Genomic DNA, 16,460 nt, shown 5'->3' on the forward strand with positions numbered 1-16,460 from the left:
TTTTCTCATCCTTTCTTTACTTAAAAAGTCCTCTTCTTTGTCTTTCTTTTTCTACAGAGATGCCTAACTGTCTAAATATAAGTTGATTAAGTATCTCTGAATCTCTTTCACACATAGGAAGGGAGCATTTCCCTAGCTCCTTGGAATCTGAATAACCTTTTATGCTAAATATACTCATTAATGGATCTGGTATCTGATTATCTATAAAAAAGTTTAATTTACCAATATGCCACGGATCTGAAAAACCTACAGCAATTTTATAGCTGCACCGGAGAAGTTCTGCAACATCTTCTTGCCGATCAGATACTCTTCCAGCTCCCACTTGCAATTTGCCATTCGGGCTTAATGGGAAAAGATAACCAAAATCTTCTATAACAAAGTTATATCCTTTGCTAATAGTTCCAAGTAGTATAGACTGTGACTGTTTCTCCTGATTATCTGGAACAATATAATCCGCATATTTCTCCGGAGCATACTTAAGTTCCTTTTTCCCGTCCATGGCTATGACTGCTGTAGGATATCCTGCTGCTCCAAGCTGCTCACCTAAACTTATAGACGTATAGGTAGATCCGGCTCCAGGGGAAATAGAAAAGACACCGATGGTAATGCACCCCAGTGTCTTGACTTGCACCGATGCGGTAGCACCTGGTTGCGAGGATAACTCTTTAATCGTCTGAACTTGTAATTTTACAGCATCATCCAATTCTTTTAACTGTTTTTTATATTCCTTTTTCTCCTGCTCAAATTGTATCGTTAATTCGGCCTTCTCCTGCTCATGCTGCTTTTTTATATTCTCAACATGCTCTTCTGCCTCTCTTTTAAACTGCTGCATATTCTTTATCTGCTCTTTTAGCAGCACAATCTGACGGGAGTTCTCTTCCGTGTGCTCTAGATTTTCCGTTTCAGCCAGCTTTTTCTCCAGTTCCTGAAGCTGGTATTCCTTTTCCTCTAGCTCTTTTTCTTTCTGTTTAATTAAGTATTCTTTTTTTTCCAGTTCTTCCTGGCCTACAGAAGCCTCAGTAACCGGAATCGCATTTTGAGCAATATCTTTGATGATTTTGTCAAAATCAAAGGCCCCTGAATTAGCATAATAGATATGATATACCTTATATCCATAGGCCCAGTTTTTATAAGGCTCATCTGGTTTTTCATCATTGAAAAACATTGCGATTGTAATATCTGGGTACTCTTCTCTGACCTTACGAATAACCTCATACTTTCCTTCATCAATGCCGATTAAAGCCATGTCTGATATGAAAAGATATTTAACATTTTTATGTTCCTTAATCCCATGAAGCAGCTCATCAATCGTCGCATAATCTTTTCTTACAAGCTCCAGGTTAAATTCATTAAAAACTTCCTTTAGCGATTCCATCTCAATAATCGCATCAACAATATCTATGCTACCAAGCATGGGAAGTATTTTTTTATTTTCCTTAAAGGCTGTCTGTACTTTACTCTTTAACTTTTCAAAAGCCAAAATTAACTCCTTCCTTCTTCCGCATATTTCAATAATTTTTCCCGGTCAGTATTAATCAGTCTTTCTTCTGTTTTTGCTGCCCTGAAATTGGCTACTAGATGGTTTTGAGCCGCATATAAAAGCCCTTGGCCCCTTTTAAACTTTTCTACCTTGGTTCTCTCTGCTTCTGTTAGTTTAAGCACGTCGGTAATAGTAGCAGCATCCAATTCTTCTAGACCTAAGATGATTTTAATAGAGGAAGCATTTATGATACCCTTTCCATACTTCCCTTCCTCTAACATCATAAAGTCCTGGATATCCTGAGTGGTTCCAATAGCAGCTCCACCGTAACCTCTGATAATTTTAAATAGTTCCAGAACACTTTCAGCAACTTGAGCATTACCGGCACTACCAATAAGTTTCCAAAGCTCATCCAAAATAATAGCCTTTTTCTGAGTGCGATCCATCTTTATCCGCTCCCAGTACACATCTAAAACGGCGTACATAGTAAAAGCGATTAACTCTTTAGGAACCTCACTGATATCGCTCACGGTATAAAGGTTTTCTAAATCGACATTGGTCTGGCCATTGAAGAAGCTTAGTGACCCTGTAATTAGTGGTTCTATCTCTTCTGCAATTCTTTTTAACTCTGGTACTTCATAAACTTCTGCTTGAAGTTCCTCAAGGATGGGCATTTCCTTTAATCTAGGACGTAAATTAATGAGGTTGCCTGAGCCTATTTCTTCATATAGGCTTGCATTTTCCATCGTAATACCCTTTTTCTCATACGTTCTTTTTAAAGGAGCATCCAGAAGGCGAAGTTCTCTCGTTGTAATGTCCGGGATTAGAAGTGAAAGTAATAGTTTTAACCGCTGTAATTTGTCTCCAAGGTAACTGGCCTTTTCCACGCCTACTTGTTTTGTTGGCCGGATTTCCATGACATTAATTCGGTTTTTCTCTCCAGGTGCATATTTAATAAAATTGCCACCTACATTATCACATAACGGCTTGTACTCGTGGCCTTTAAGGGGACAGATTAGCATTGTAGGGATTTTTTGCATCCGAAAGCGTCCCGCAATCATTTGAGTTAAGAATGTCTTTCCAATTCCTGACTTTCCGCAAATAATCATATTTGCATTTGGATATTTCTCTGTATCAAATATGTCCAAGATTATGGCGTTTTTGTCATACTCGTTGTCCCCAATGTACATGCCATTTGGATCTGACAGCGAGGATGAAGTAAAAGGATAGAAGCTGCATAACCCTGAAGCCAAGATGTTTTTATTGGTTTGTTTTTTCATCCGTTCGTCCATTAGGTTTAATGGCAACGATGATCTAAAAGCTTCCAACTGCCGAAAGTCCGCACGCTGATAAAAGATATTAGTCAACTTGCTTTCAACCTTCCTTACCTTTTCTTCCAGTCCTTCAGGCGTTTCAGCAATGATTCGTACAAACAGGTTAATATAGAAAAATTCATCACCTTTTGATAGTTTGGACTTCATGTAGACCGAAGATTCTGCTGCATTTTCTTGGGTCCCTGAGTCTACTTGATTGTCCCCACCAGTTTGCATTTTATGTTTTGTAAATCCCAGTGCTGAAGTGATTTCCTTAATCATTTTTAGCTTGTCTTCGGGCTTATGATATAAACTCACTTTTACACCTTCCCCATAATTAATTAACTCATCTAAAAAACCCTTTTTAGTAGTCTCATAGGGAAAATCTACACAGAGAAGCACCGCTATGTATGCTCCATCAATATTTATATAACTTGGCTGTAAAGTATCAATGCCGGATGGCATGATATAATCTATATAGCTTTTCAAGCTACTCTGAAAGGAGTTATTTTCAAAAGACTCTGTATGAAATTTTTGCATATTTATTTTTGTACTGTTTTTGTCTTCTTTTTTTTGCTTTTTTTTCATCATGACTCCAACCTCGGTATCCTTTCTCTTTCCGAACTTTTTACATTAAGCAGTTCAAAAAGTATCTGAGCGGTAAACTGATTATCCCAAGAAACTTTAATTTCATTACCACATTCTTGCATAGCATCTTCGTAGTCCGAACAAATTTGATGTAACCAGCTTTCAGCTTCATCAAAAGGTGCCTCGATGCCCTTCACCTGTTGATATGGAATAGCTACTATAAACCTTTTTTTAACGGTTTCTTTCCGTGCAGCTTCCTTAACAAAATCCCTGTACTCTAAGGTCATTTCTCTGACCGCTTCTACTTCTTCTGTTTCAACAAGTTTTTCAACATAGCTTATGTGCTCCTTTAAATCCGCCTTTTTTGAAATTGTAGTCATATAAAAAGGAACTCTGATTTTTTTCAGCAGTTCCTCATATTTCTCCATCACATAATTTTGTTCCCGGTCAGAGCGAAGCTTAAGATTAATGGGCATTACTTCCATAAAAGCAATATAATCGTACTTTGTCAGTAATATCCCATTCTTCAATCCTTTAATGGGGAGCGCATCCCATATACTATTGCCTTCATTTGCTTGTGGCAGCTTGCTGCCTTTTTTCCCGCTCATAAGCACTTTTAAAATGTCGAGTGTCTCCATTATCTTTTTCCTTTCCCAAGTTATAATAAACTTTTTTATTCTTTCTGAACCACAAAATGTCTATGGCGATAATATCTAGGCCTTGACAAAATGCAATAACTGGAGGTACTGCCAACAGAACTTCCAGAAAGAATTTGTTATCTATCCTTAGAGGCGTAAACTTAAAAATAAGAATAGTGATTGGAATAACCCAAACCAAACTTTTAGTCAAAGCTTCTTTTTCAATTAAATTGAATATCCGTCCATTTTTTTTAAAATTGTGCGGAATTTGAAAATGTTTTTCTACTTTCTTAAATTCTTCCATAATGTGCTCCTTCCTCATTTTGATAGAATCCAGAAAGGCCCACCTGCGGCATGTCCTTTTTTTGATTCCCTGACAATAGTCTCTAGTGGCCAACTCTTATTCGTATTTTTTTGTGAATAAGAATCCGCAACTAGAATTTCACCATTTTCCGTTACACCCCGAAGTACAATGAAATGTCCAGAGGAGGTAAAATGTCCTGGCCCCATTATAGCGATGACAAGCTTTCCACTTGATAACGCATCGACGAGCTGTTGGGTTTCTTGCACATTACTTTCTACCTGTAAACCAAACTTTTTGCCACCAGTAGGAATAAGACTCCAGTAGGAGCCTCCTCCCTTGCTCTTATATCCGTTTTTATAAGCCCAATCACACATTTCCTTCGGATTAATCTGCTTATTGGTTAAAGAGCTTACAACCATGGCCAGACTTGAAGGTCCACACCCAGCTGCTCCCACCGTACCATCACCATAACTTTGCATAGCCCACCGTTCATCCCGCTGTGAAAAATAAACAACATTTGTCTCACCCGTTTTGTATATGATGCTGCCATAATTTTTCAGTGAGTCGCCTATTGTTAGAGATACCGTTTGGTCATACATATGGTTGCGATACATGTTCATAGCAATAGTTTTTTGCTCTTCGGTCAATCCATTGCTGTTCACAACTTCACTAAAAGGTTTTACCTTAACAGTCAACCCCTCTACAGTCAAAAAGCTATTTGTAATCTGACGTATTTTTTTCTGATCCAGCTGGTTCGCATCAAAGAAGCCACCATACTTGGCAGTATAAATCATTAATATTTCTTCACTGCTTGGTTCATCGCTAGATAATGTTGCACTTTCATCTTTTGTGGATAAAGAGCTGAGTAGTTCCAAGATAAAATTCTTTTTTTCTGTATCTGTTGCAGTTATCTCACCTTTTGCAAAAGAAGATAGTTCCAGTTGTTTTTCATATGTTTCACCTGGCAAAATCGACTGCATAATCAGTCCTGGCATACTTACAAGCAATGATATGACAATAATAAAAGCCATTATAAACGCTGAGACAGCTCCTACAATGACTTTCCAATTCTTTAATCCATGAATGACCGCAGACGTATACCTGCCTGTAGCCGTATAAAAGGCCGTCGTCGCTAGGGCAGATAGATCATCTTTTTTCATATCTCATTTTTCCTCCCTTCTTCTCTTTGAACTAACCTGCTACCTTTGTAAACCTGCTGGCCCCTTGGAACATGCTTGCGGTGTATGCGGCACTTTGCAATTTTCCAAATGCACCTTGCATATCTCTATTTAATCCTACTGACATACTCAAATCACGCACGATATCTTCAAGCTGCCCCATAATGCCCATAAACGCAATGGTTAGCATGACGGAAAATACATCATCGTTACCTGGAAGTATATTTCCGCCAAACCCAACCTGTAAGCTAGAGAGACAAGCGACTATACACAAAGCCTGGATAATCTGAATAACAATATTTCCCACAAATAATTTAATAAATCCCTGCATAAAGCCTTCGGTGGGTTTCGCTACCATGGTGGCCACTGCCATAGGACTACAAATGATTAGCGCAGCGCACATAGCAAGCCTTTTGAACATCTTGTACATAAGGCCGATTAACTTAAAAAATAATACGAGACCTAAAATCATATACACAGAACTTGTAGCACTACCCATGAGCATCTTTAGTACAATTTCAGCAAGACCGTCTCCGCCGATAGCTGTATTAGAGGAAGCCATAATTAATTCGATGAATCCACTTGAAATTGTAATCATCTTTATCAGGATATCTTTTATATAGTAGAGCAGGAATCCTGCCACAAAGGTTTTTGCTGCAATTTTTTGTGGCTCCTCGGCTTCAAAACCAAGCGAAACTAACATGGACTTCAAACCTTGCCAGCTTACGACTAAAATCAAAATGGCTGCTCCAATTTTTTGAACGACTGCAAAGAGTGGATCTAAAAATGGCATATTCATCAAAGTTTCCGGTGATAATGCTACAATTTGGACTAGGTTAAGAAGCGGCTTTACAAGGGTATTTGTTGCATCTTCAAAGAGAAAAGTAAAAATACTTTTAACAACTTCTCCTATATTCATCTCAACTGCCCTCCTCTCTTGCTAAGATATATATTTGTTAATTGTTGCAAAGATTAAAGGCGCACCATTAACCAGTGCCCATCCAAAAATAGACCATTTTATCGCCGTAAAACCCATCTCAATTTTTTGTGGATTTCCTCCAGCAGTTTTTATTTTAATTGCCCCAAATCCCATACCAATGATGGCCACCAATGTAGAGATCTTAACTATAAAGGATTTTGTATCTCCGAGAAAAGACTCTCCAGCTGCAAATGCATCTGCTGATGCTGCAAAAACGGTGGTTGTCCCACCTACTATCACTAATAGAACTGCCAGTATGATAATTTTTGATTTTTTCATTTTTTATTCCTTTCCATGATTTCTTTCATGTTTATTATTGTTGAGTTGTTTTCATCTGGTATATTATCTTTTGATTCTTGTTCGTCCTCCAGCTTAATATTTATAACTGGTTCCATAAAATAAGGGCACAAATGAACTAAGTGAGGTTCATTCATGCCCGTTTCATTGGCCGTAAAGCAAATAGCCTTGAACAATTTTAATACCTGGGTAAAAATCTTTTCTTCAAAGACAAAATCTTTCTGAGTAGAAACATTGAGCGATTCAGAAAATGAGGCCTTATCTGATACCAATTTACCAAAGATCTTACTTTTCTTGGTGTCATTCATGCTCTCGGAAATATTTTTACTGTATTTTTCTTTTTCCTCCTTTCCTGTTAGAAATTGAGCTGTCTCAATAGTCAACTTATCGTCTGTACGCAGCCAGATTTTGTTTATTAAGTTTTGTTGCAAGGTATCGAAAGCTTCTCTGTTTCCAAGTGTCTTCAATATTGAAGTATAAGACTGGGACGAAACAATACTGCAACACTTACTTTCACGAGATAAGCCGTAGAAGTCCGCATCATTTCCCGTCACAAATTCCTGGTACTCATCACAAATAAAGGTTACTGGTCTAGTGTTATTCAATCTAGGATTGCTTGTCCTCTGCTGAACCTCGCTCTGAAAGTCAAGTTTTAAATAGGCAGCAATCGTTCGGGAAACTTCCGGATACTGAGCCTTATTCATGGCTAGAATAATAATCTTACCTTCATTAATACACTGGTCAAATCCGGTAAAAGTAAGTTGTTCTTTACCTGGGCAAAAGGCCTTATTTATACGCTCAGAAGAAGCAAAGAACCCGGTCATCTCCGTTACACAACTTTTTATAGTCTCAATGGTGGTTTCTGCTTTTCCTGAAAATTCCCCCATAAAATAATTAACACAGGCATTCATCTCAAATTCCGAAACATTGTCCTGATTTTCATAGAGAAATTCTAAGCGTTCTTGAAGGAAATCTGTATTTGTTACTAAGGCGTGTATATCCGCTAGCGTGACATATCCTTCCGTCAGTCGCATCAATCGAATACACTCTGTCATCATTTGCCCCGCTTTGGTGTCCCAAAACTTTTCTTTTTTAGCTCCCCCAGAGAAGAGATCCATTACCGTTCTAGACCTGGAGGCCAGATCCACCGCCTCCATATGCGGTTTTGCAAGTGGGTTATAGAATTGGTCTCCATCTAGCTGAATCAGAAGGATATCATCTTTTCTACCGCATTCTTCGGCATACTTTAGTGCTTGTTCGTAAAAGTTTCCTTTTACATCTAAGATAAGCATCCCCGCTTTCTTCTCTGGATTCTTTGCTTGATAAAACATAACTTGTTTTAAGAACGGGTACATCACGGAAGCAGTTTTACCTGTTCCAATAGTTCCAGTTATAAGGAAATTCTGAAACATGGCAGCAGCTGGTATTATAAGATACTCTGGATATTTTATTGGATCTAAATTAAATTTATTTTGTTTCAGTCCAACAATGATTTGGAGTTCTTCATTGTTATACGGAAAATCTGGAATCATGCTCTCAATCTCCGCCTTATTCTCTTGTCGTTTACCACCTTTACCATAGTGAATGAATCGCTCAAAAAAGGCTCTATAAAACAGAAAACAGGCAAAGAATATGCCCGCTAATGAACTGACTATATAGAAAGACTTAAAAAGCTGGGCTTGTGAACCTTGAAAACTAAATAATGCTTTTTCAAGGAAGATAAGAGTAATAGTATCTTGACTTAAAAAGGCCTGGCTAAAAGACAGATGTAGGTGTAACAACATAGCCCCAGCTAAAATGCTGAAAACCCATTTATTGCTGAGGAAAGCAAGAAACCCATCTTCCTTAACTTTGTTTATAAAATCTTTCATTCCATTTTAATACTCCTTTTTAGACCTGTAGTAAAGATCCGTATTATCACCTGTAACTTCACTGAATTTTTCCTCCATTACCTCTCCTTCCGCAGATAAAATATCTAGCCTAAACTTTAGAGTTTTTGGGATATAATTTCCATACTTATTAAACAAGCTTTCATCCCACAGTTCCCCCGTATAAATTGCTGCTCCGGTTATTGTTGGATGCTTCTCAGGTTTGTTCAATACTGTTTTATATGGCTGTTTCTTATCATTCGTTTCCTTTAAAATAGTGACTGCAACGCCAGAAACAACTTCGGAAGTTTCCACATGAAGAATAAACTTCTCTCCACTCCAAAAAACAGCAGCTGGCCTTATTTTGTTTTCTTGGCCCAGATGCTCTTTCACTTTATTGTACTTTTCCCTATTTTCATCCCATTTCTCGGTATGATTAATATATGGACTATCCACCGGGTTAATAAAATAGGTCGGTATAAATAAAGTGCCAGGTATTTCTACCCAGCCATCGTTTCCATTGTCTGCATCTGCAATCACAATAGGCTCCTGTTTTACACCAATCGGCACGTAAAGTGTGCGCATGGCCAATTTATGTTTAATCCCCTTTTTATATGTTTTGGGGTCTCCCAGATCTAATTTGATTGACTTATGAGTTGTAATAATCCGTTTAACTTTTGAATCATCAGGAACAACTTTAAACTCTCCATCATTATCTGGGTCCCAAAATACCGCTACATCGATTCCGCAATAGATGAGCTTACCGGAATCATCCAGTCCACTCAAGTCCAATTTCACAGTTGGAATACCTGAATAAGCATCATTTTCATCTCCCAGTGCAAAGCTTATACTTTGCGCCAGCAGCATGATTACAAGGGTCAATATGACGGATATAGCAAGTCTCTGTTTTACAAAGTTTTTTCCTATTCGTTCTTCCACACCACACAGCCCCCCTTTCTTTCCTCTGTCAATAATTATTTAGTACAATATAGCCTTTACAGTTGTACTGTCAGGCTGTTCTACAACCTTAAAAACATACTTTATACTGTCTATGACAACCTCATATTGGCCTGGCGTATTGAACTTACCGGATACTTTGACATAACCATCAGTTAGATCATTATTTATGACTGTAATGCCATCTACAGTTCCACCTTTTGTTTTGTCATTGCCCTTAACGTATTCATAAAAAGCCATTTTTGAAACTACAGTTATCGTATCAGGAGTAATTGAACTTCCACCTATAGCTCCGCCTGAAATTACGCTCTGTATGCTTTGCATCGAATTTGCAATACTCTGGTTTGCTTGTTTTAAACCAGGTAGCTCGTTGGCCATAAGAGCTGTAGCATCTGCAATTCTCTGTATATTAGCGGGGTTGTCTTCTGCTCCTACCTTTATATAAGAAATGGTGCATGAAGGAACAATACCATTGTTTGTTTGTTCTACTAAATCTATTATTCCACTTGCCAGGTAGTTATAGCCCGAATATCCAGCCCATGTACTTCCTATGCCAGCGGGTTCGCATCCTGGAATTGTATTCCCTCTGCTGTAAGACTCATATGCTGGTGAAGTTCCACCGGAACCTGAAGAAAACTTACTGTTATTTATTGCAGTAACTCCCTCATGGAGGTCTACATAAAAAGATGGACTGTACGTTATTATAACGCCCCCAGCTCCTCCAGCTCCTATAATAGGTGTACCATTTATGTACACCATAGAAGCCTTACCTCCTCCGTATTTTCCGGAACTTGTTGCTGCTAATGCTTGCGTTGAGTCTGTACTACTAGGTCCTCCGGCCAACTCCACGTACTTTATTACATCGCCTTTCTTTAGACTTATTACACCTGTAAGATTTCCTCCATAGCTTATTTTCTGATCTGCTCTTCCATATCCTCCTGCCGTAGCTCCACCAACTATATTTATCTTATATCTTCCCGTTAAACCGATAGTTATAGTTGCTCCGTTATCCCCATCAAACGCTTGCCATTTACCTGTATCTGAGTTTAGTGACCCTACCACAGTGGCTTCTGATGTAATTTGAGAGTATCCACCTATTATGTAGCTACAAATTAATAACACAACTGCTGTAGTAAGGCATATTGTTTTCTTCATTATACTTTTACTCATCTGTTCCTCCTGGTTCTGCTCATTAATTTAATATAGCTGTTACATTAGTGCTGTCGGGTTCTTCTACAGTTTGTAAAACAAACTTAGTATCACCTACTACAATTTCCTTATTTCCTGCCGTGTCTATTCTGCCTACCAATTGCAGTAAACCATCCTTAACATCATTATTTATTACCGTTACTGTTCCTACAACTGTGTTCCCTGATTTTGTACTTTCCACTGGAACATAGATATCAAATGCTTTACCTTTAACCACAGATACTACGCTAGACTGTACTGGAAGATCCGTAGTATTTCCTCCAAGCTTTGAATCTAGTATGCTGCTTATCTTTTCTAGTGCAGTTGCAGCTCTCATTTGAGATTCATAGGAACTTGATTGATCTAATGCTATTGGTATAATGCCATCATTTATACTCATATCAGGCACTACTTTTTTAAGTGTTATTTTTATTTGTGCTACAGTCCCATTGTTGGCCTGTACGGTAAATCCGGGAAATGCTCCTCCTGTCTTCCACTTTACATTTCCATAGGCATCTTGGTTCATAGGACTTGCATAAGTAAGTGGATATGTACTTCCACTCGAAGCTGTAGTTGAACCAGCACCTCCCATACCTGCAATAAATCCACTTCCTCCAGTACCTCCTGCCCCTTCTAGAATTCCTATTGTTCCGCCTTTTCCACCATTACCGCCAACATATCCATCACCGCCTTTTCCACCATTACCACAACTTTGGTATCTGCCTCCGCCATATCCTCCTTTTCCACCTACTCCTGCGTAATACCCAGTCCCGCCTGTGCCACCATCGTACGGGCCGGAGGAACCATTAGCGAACTTATTGGCTCCACTTCCGCCGTTCCCACCACTTAGTTGTATAATTCCCTTTATGCCTGCACCTTCGGCTAAGTTCCCACCAGTTGTAAATTTGCTTCCTTTTACTATATTTACATCTTGTATCATATACTGCCCAGGCGTACCTGCCTGGGCTGAATTATCTGATACTGCTTGTCCATCCTCTCCTTTAGGTGTCCATATTTCTATTGTATATACACCACTTACGGCACAAGTATGTAGCCTATCTGGTATCATAGCAGCTAGTGCTTGCTTGCCACTGGAATTGTCTGATACTACAAAATAATCGCCTACGCCTTTAAACTGATTTAGATTATCATATTGGCTTGCTGCATAAACCCTACTCTCATCAGCAGCCACTCCAAAACCATATGCTCCTATGCACAATATCGCCACAGTAAATATAGCTAATATTTTATTTACAAAAGTCTTCATTCTATTCTTTTATTCTCCTCTCTCCAACTACATATTTAGTGGTTCTTTGAATGATATTTTTTTGATCCTGCAAATCTGTTAATCTATAAAATTCCCCCTTAGCTTGACCCTCTAAAATAATAGTGGGTTCGTCTATCTGTGTTTTCATATTTTTATTATCCATAAAAACATATGGATAAGTAGCGGCTTCTTGGCTGATTAATCCATCTTGGTCATAGATTCGATATATATTTTTGTCATCCCAAATATGTACCTTATACCAATCATATCCGGCCAATATATCCCTAACATATGCACAGACTTCTTCATCTTGAAAGGCTACAAACCCATCTGCATACTTTTCTTTATCTAGAAGCATGGCCGATCCTGCTCCAGCACTCTGAAGATCATTCTTTAGCTGCTGCTCCAGCAGCTCTACTTGTACATAATCACTACGAAATGTTGCTGCAAATATCAGTACAAGGATAATGCTCGCATAGATGATGACCTTTCTCATGGAACTAACCTCTCACTCATGATTTTATTCTCTACCATAATTTCGCCCTGATTATTTTCATTGCTTATACCAAAGAGCTTGTTAGCGGGGAGAACATCTTTCAATAAAACTTCAACTTTGTAATTTATCACTTCTGGTCGGTACCTTACGCTTTCATTACAAAGAATAGTTATATCGTCTTCGGATACGTTCAGACCGTTTGCAATGCTCTGTCTCATATTCTTAAGATTATCCGCAGTAAAATATCCATCCTGACTGGCTCGCTGAGCTGCGATATATACAACCTCTTCGGTAAAACTTCTTTGGTCTGCATTAGTCTGAATTGCACCAATGAGAAAAATAATTGCAATGGTAAGCGGCATTATTACACAACACACGATAACATCTTTCAATCAACTCCCCCCTTATTCTTTATGGATAGGTATTTTGTCTTTCAATTTCTTGCTGCCATACATTGGTAAGACCAGTCTTCATGCTTGAGTCTTTTGAACCATTTAGATATGAAGCAATGGCCACACCTAAAAGTATGAAAGCAATCGCTACTATTATTTGTTTCATATAGCCCCCTATTTTTTTGAAGGTGCTACTTCTTCCATAACCTTAACCGACGCATCAATTCCGGTTTCTACTGGATCATAGAATTTGTCTATTTGCACTGAAATAAAAATGCCTAAAGCAATAAAGGCTACTAATATAATAATTTGTTTCATTTTGTTCCTCCTCGTTTTTAATGTACTGAAAAATAATAATTTAACTGGACTAAGTCTCCGATATACGCCACTACCAGAAAGTCCAAAAATACCAACATAACCGTTATAATAATAGGGATTAACAACATATCACTGTAAAGCTCATCCATCATTTGTTTTTTTGTATTTCCAATCTCTGAAATCTCCCGCTGTATGGATAAAAGATTTTTTTCCATAGTAGAGGGTTCTAACGCATCAAGTTGAACTAATATCCTTGCAGTATCTACGGATAACGGTGTCCCAATATCTTGTATAAAGCTTTCCTCCGCTTCCTTCATTCTCCCAAGTCTCATCAGATTTAAAACCTTTAGAAAAGCTGGCCTTGTTAATTTTGCATCACCCGCTATATATTCAATAATATAATCCGCACCTTTTGGCGTATGGCGAAGCTGAACCATCATGTTTCTGAGCAAGCTTAAAGCTGTAAATAATTCATCATCTTTCAGCTGCTGCTCTTTTTTTATATAGTGCATGTACAACAAATTATAGGGGGTCCCGAACTTTCCAATGAATCTTCTTGGATAAGATATCACATACATTATTACTCCCGTTAAGACAATCCATTTTTGTAAGGTCAAAATTCCCATTAAGGCAAGTCCTATAAAGACAATCAACCGGAATTTATCATATTGCCCCCGTGTCATTTTATAATGTGTATTGCCAAACAGTTTATCTTCATTATGAAAACCTGTTCCAAGTGAGGCAGTAGCATTAAATAACTTCTTTTCAGGAGGTTGTCTTTCCCTTATAACACACACGCATCCAAGGCTTATAAAAAGCCCAGATAGCACAATAATCATCACGCCCATGATGACCTCCTTAACAATCAAACTTTCTGCTAAAACGCAGTTTTACTAATATAAGTGAAAGAGTAAACCCGATTACTATGAGCATGAAAAAGCTTACTCCTTGCTTAGAGGCAAACTGATTATAAAAAAGTTCATTTGCAGATAATCCAAGTTTGCTCCAGGATATATAAGCAAAGAAAAAATATAGGATAGGAATTCCCCAAAGGATTCGCCTAGGCTCTGCTGTATCCCGCTTCTGCTTCTCCCATAACCTCCTGGCCTCCCTCAGCTGAACCAACAGATCTTCCAATGATAGAGTCACATCAATATTTAGCGTAGTTGCCTGGTAAACATTGCTTCCAAGCAGCCTCGCCCAATTCGTATTAATTGAATAAACAAATACCTCTACCGCAGCTTTTATTTCAGCTTTATTTTTTGTGTTTTGCAACTTAAAAAGCAGTTTTAAAAGTAGTGGCTTTGTATTCTTAATTGATTTTTCCTTTATGATGGCTTCTAGCGTCTCTTCAATATTTCTTTGCTTGGCACGGTATTTTATTAGAAAAGCGTTGACTAGAACCTCTGCTTCACGTGATGACATGGCTCTCATTTCTTCAAGTCGAACTCTTAATAAAAGATACGGCATAATCGCTAGTCCAACCGAAAGAAAAATAGCTGTGCCCAGCAGAAGCACCCGAACAGTTAGGCACATACTGGCTATAAATATAATAAGGATAACGCCTTCAAGCTTGTCCGGTGTAAAATTCAAGCCATTGGCTTGAATTAACATTTTTAGATGCTTATCAAACTTAGTCTGACTTCTTTTCAGTCGAACTTTTTTCTTTTTTTCCTCTATAAACCCTTTTATTTGCTCAACCTTTTTCTTTAGGCTATTTTCTAAAAGGATATAAAAAAGCAGCAGCCCCCCCATCCCTAAGAGCATAGGAATTAAAATATTTAATATTTCTTCGTTCAAGTAAGCCCCCTCCTCCCGATTACCGATAATTTAACATAGCGTGGGCTTGCTGCCACTCCTTATCATCCATGGGGAACTGTTTTCCTAAGTCAGCCAGCTGCTTCTCAAAGAGCGCAAACATCTCAGCATTTTCTTTAATTCCTGATTTTCTATGGCTGGAAGCTATATGATACTCTTGATTCCACACCCATGTATCCGTATTGGCCTGGTATTTACATATCTGGGCAACAGTAATATTTCCATTCTCATAATCAACAGAAAGCTCATACATTCCATCTAGCCTTTTTTGTGATTTATCTTGTAGCTGAATAAAATGAAAAATATAATCTATTGACTGGGCTACCTTTTCAGCTGTATGGGCTATAGTTCCACCCTCTGTTCTAATAATCTCCGTTGCCATATCATAGGGCAAATTTTGCGGAAATCTATTGTGAAAGGTAATTTTACAACGTCTGGTTCCCTTGTTGGCTACTCGAAGAAAAGTATCTACGGAGATGCCATCTCTGCCCTCACCCATAATGATATAGTCTGCATCAGATCGCAGGATGTGTTTGAGAATTTTTTGGAGGTTATCATCATTTGTTACTATCTGCATAATGGGAGCTGTAGGCATTAGCTCATGAATAGGAATTTCAGGGTCCGTTTCTAAAAGTACGCCTTCAAGGGTGGTGTCTTCATAGCTTTGCCAAGTAGCAAGAAAGGTGCTCTTAGCAGTTCTAACAGCTCCTGTAATTGCTATGTTATATCCAAGCTTAACCATCGTCTTAAATAAAGCTATGGCTTCTACTGGAATCGTATGGTTTTTAGCTTGCTCCTCAAAAGTGTATTCCGGGACTATGTATCTTCTGAACACGACGGAATCGAGATACTGATCTTCTCTATTTTTTTTCGATACACTTTCGTTAAAAATAGTTACCCTCGTGCCATCTATGAGATAGATTTCATTTACATCTTTATCTTTGCGTTCATCGGGTTTAATAGATAGCAGCTTAGCCACTAATTTTTTTCTCCTTTCCTCATCAATTCGCTGTGGCATTAAGTTCAACCTGCCATTTTTCATAAAATAGATTCGGTCCCCTATAATCTTTGCTGAACTGCTTCTCTCATATGGTGGGGTAAACCATTCACTCATACCTGCCAGTCCCCAATTCTCCTGATAAATTCCATCTACAAGACTTTCATAATATGAGGGGTATTCAATATCGGTATCTGCAAGCTTTTTTTTGTATAAGTATTTATCTACATAATCCAGAAAATAGTTTTCTGCTTCCTTTCTTCCCTGCAATGCTTCTTTCAGGTTCCTGGTCGTTAACTCAAGCTGGTCACTAGAATTACACTCTTTATCAAACTCTTTATAAATAGCACTTACTAGTTCATAAAAATTTGTATATTGCATA

Annotated in this window: 18 protein-coding genes; all 18 read right to left on the reverse strand. The window is 38.2% G+C overall.

The window, feature by feature from the left end; all coding sequences use genetic code 11:
* Positions 1–16 precede the first annotated feature (16 nt).
* From Ami103574_RS10795 to Ami103574_RS10880, 18 genes are read right to left on the reverse strand one after another with little or no spacing between them, the layout of a single operon-like run.
* Positions 17–1,480, reverse strand: a complete 1,464-nt coding sequence (locus Ami103574_RS10795) for a hypothetical protein (protein WP_163067021.1) — start codon at positions 1,478–1,480, stop codon at positions 17–19.
* 2 nt (positions 1,481–1,482) lie between these two features.
* Complete coding sequence (locus Ami103574_RS10800) at positions 1,483–3,384, reverse strand: VirB4 family type IV secretion system protein (RefSeq protein WP_163067022.1); 1,902 nt, start codon at positions 3,382–3,384, stop codon at positions 1,483–1,485.
* Positions 3,381–4,019, reverse strand: coding sequence for a hypothetical protein (locus tag Ami103574_RS10805; protein WP_163067023.1), 639 nt, complete (start codon positions 4,017–4,019; stop codon positions 3,381–3,383). Before Ami103574_RS10805 ends, Ami103574_RS10800 begins: the two co-directional genes overlap by 4 nt.
* Entirely contained in the window at positions 3,949–4,323 is a 375-nt protein-coding gene (locus Ami103574_RS10810; RefSeq protein WP_163067024.1) for a hypothetical protein, read from the reverse strand. The genes Ami103574_RS10805 and Ami103574_RS10810 overlap by 71 nt, the downstream gene beginning before the upstream one ends.
* 14 nt (positions 4,324–4,337) lie before the next feature.
* Positions 4,338–5,483 carry a C39 family peptidase gene (locus Ami103574_RS10815; protein ID WP_163067025.1) on the reverse strand — a complete coding sequence of 382 codons (1,146 nt, stop codon included), beginning with the start codon at positions 5,481–5,483 and terminating at the stop codon, positions 4,338–4,340.
* A 31-nt stretch (positions 5,484–5,514) separates the two neighbouring features.
* Positions 5,515–6,420 carry a hypothetical protein gene (locus Ami103574_RS10820; RefSeq protein ID WP_163067026.1) on the reverse strand — a complete coding sequence of 302 codons (906 nt, stop codon included), beginning with the start codon at positions 6,418–6,420 and terminating at the stop codon, positions 5,515–5,517.
* 21 nt (positions 6,421–6,441) lie between these two features.
* Entirely contained in the window at positions 6,442–6,759 is a 318-nt protein-coding gene (locus tag Ami103574_RS10825) for a hypothetical protein (RefSeq protein WP_163067027.1), read from the reverse strand.
* Positions 6,756–8,648 (reverse strand): type IV secretory system conjugative DNA transfer family protein, encoded by a 1,893-nt coding sequence (locus Ami103574_RS10830; protein ID WP_163067028.1) that lies wholly within the window; start codon positions 8,646–8,648, stop codon positions 6,756–6,758. Before Ami103574_RS10830 ends, Ami103574_RS10825 begins: the two co-directional genes overlap by 4 nt.
* 6 nt (positions 8,649–8,654) lie before the next feature.
* Complete coding sequence (locus tag Ami103574_RS10835) at positions 8,655–9,584, reverse strand: hypothetical protein (protein ID WP_163067029.1); 930 nt, start codon at positions 9,582–9,584, stop codon at positions 8,655–8,657.
* A 39-nt stretch (positions 9,585–9,623) separates the two neighbouring features.
* Positions 9,624–10,772 (reverse strand): hypothetical protein, encoded by a 1,149-nt coding sequence (locus tag Ami103574_RS10840; RefSeq protein ID WP_163067030.1) that lies wholly within the window; start codon positions 10,770–10,772, stop codon positions 9,624–9,626.
* 22 nt (positions 10,773–10,794) lie between these two features.
* A complete protein-coding gene (locus Ami103574_RS10845; protein ID WP_163067031.1) occupies positions 10,795–12,057 on the reverse strand; it encodes a hypothetical protein in 1,263 nt (420 codons plus the stop codon).
* Position 12,058: 1 nt separating this feature from the next.
* Positions 12,059–12,553, reverse strand: a complete 495-nt coding sequence (locus Ami103574_RS10850) for a hypothetical protein (RefSeq protein WP_163067032.1) — start codon at positions 12,551–12,553, stop codon at positions 12,059–12,061.
* A complete protein-coding gene (locus tag Ami103574_RS10855) occupies positions 12,550–12,945 on the reverse strand; it encodes a hypothetical protein (protein ID WP_163067033.1) in 396 nt (131 codons plus the stop codon). The genes Ami103574_RS10850 and Ami103574_RS10855 overlap by 4 nt, the downstream gene beginning before the upstream one ends.
* A 19-nt stretch (positions 12,946–12,964) precedes the next feature.
* A complete protein-coding gene (locus Ami103574_RS10860; RefSeq protein WP_163067034.1) occupies positions 12,965–13,111 on the reverse strand; it encodes a hypothetical protein in 147 nt (48 codons plus the stop codon).
* Positions 13,112–13,119: 8 nt separating this feature from the next.
* A complete protein-coding gene (locus tag Ami103574_RS10865) occupies positions 13,120–13,263 on the reverse strand; it encodes an amiloride-sensitive sodium channel family protein (RefSeq protein ID WP_163067035.1) in 144 nt (47 codons plus the stop codon).
* Positions 13,264–13,280: 17 nt separating this feature from the next.
* On the reverse strand, positions 13,281–14,111 hold the full coding sequence (locus tag Ami103574_RS10870) for a hypothetical protein (RefSeq protein ID WP_163067036.1): 831 nt from the start codon (positions 14,109–14,111) through the stop codon (positions 13,281–13,283).
* A gap of 10 nt (positions 14,112–14,121) precedes the next feature.
* On the reverse strand, positions 14,122–15,063 hold the full coding sequence (locus tag Ami103574_RS10875) for a hypothetical protein (RefSeq protein ID WP_163067037.1): 942 nt from the start codon (positions 15,061–15,063) through the stop codon (positions 14,122–14,124).
* Positions 15,064–15,082: 19 nt separating this feature from the next.
* Entirely contained in the window at positions 15,083–16,459 is a 1,377-nt protein-coding gene (locus tag Ami103574_RS10880; RefSeq protein ID WP_163067038.1) for a P-loop NTPase family protein, read from the reverse strand.
* Position 16,460 lies beyond the last annotated feature (1 nt).

This window comes from Aminipila butyrica, from assembly GCF_010669305.1.
GTDB lineage: Bacteria > Bacillota > Clostridia > Peptostreptococcales > Anaerovoracaceae > Aminipila > Aminipila butyrica.

Coding starts and splice junctions, on each gene's coding strand:
- Ami103574_RS10865 (WP_163067035.1), bottom strand. CDS start 13,263: ATGAAACAAATTATTATATTAGTAGCCTTTATTGCTTTAGGCATTTTT.
- Ami103574_RS10805 (WP_163067023.1), bottom strand. CDS start 4,019: ATGGAGACACTCGACATTTTAAAAGTGCTTATGAGCGGGAAAAAAGGC.
- Ami103574_RS10800 (WP_163067022.1), bottom strand. CDS start 3,384: ATGATGAAAAAAAAGCAAAAAAAAGAAGACAAAAACAGTACAAAAATA.
- Ami103574_RS10870 (WP_163067036.1), bottom strand. CDS start 14,111: ATGGGCGTGATGATTATTGTGCTATCTGGGCTTTTTATAAGCCTTGGA.
- Ami103574_RS10845 (WP_163067031.1), bottom strand. CDS start 12,057: ATGAAGACTTTTGTAAATAAAATATTAGCTATATTTACTGTGGCGATA.
- Ami103574_RS10815 (WP_163067025.1), bottom strand. CDS start 5,483: ATGAAAAAAGATGATCTATCTGCCCTAGCGACGACGGCCTTTTATACG.
- Ami103574_RS10825 (WP_163067027.1), bottom strand. CDS start 6,759: ATGAAAAAATCAAAAATTATCATACTGGCAGTTCTATTAGTGATAGTA.
- Ami103574_RS10860 (WP_163067034.1), bottom strand. CDS start 13,111: ATGAAACAAATAATAGTAGCGATTGCTTTCATACTTTTAGGTGTGGCC.
- Ami103574_RS10880 (WP_163067038.1), bottom strand. CDS start 16,459: ATGCAATATACAAATTTTTATGAACTAGTAAGTGCTATTTATAAAGAG.
- Ami103574_RS10820 (WP_163067026.1), bottom strand. CDS start 6,420: ATGAATATAGGAGAAGTTGTTAAAAGTATTTTTACTTTTCTCTTTGAA.
- Ami103574_RS10840 (WP_163067030.1), bottom strand. CDS start 10,772: ATGAGTAAAAGTATAATGAAGAAAACAATATGCCTTACTACAGCAGTT.
- Ami103574_RS10850 (WP_163067032.1), bottom strand. CDS start 12,553: ATGAGAAAGGTCATCATCTATGCGAGCATTATCCTTGTACTGATATTT.
- Ami103574_RS10830 (WP_163067028.1), bottom strand. CDS start 8,648: ATGAAAGATTTTATAAACAAAGTTAAGGAAGATGGGTTTCTTGCTTTC.
- Ami103574_RS10810 (WP_163067024.1), bottom strand. CDS start 4,323: ATGGAAGAATTTAAGAAAGTAGAAAAACATTTTCAAATTCCGCACAAT.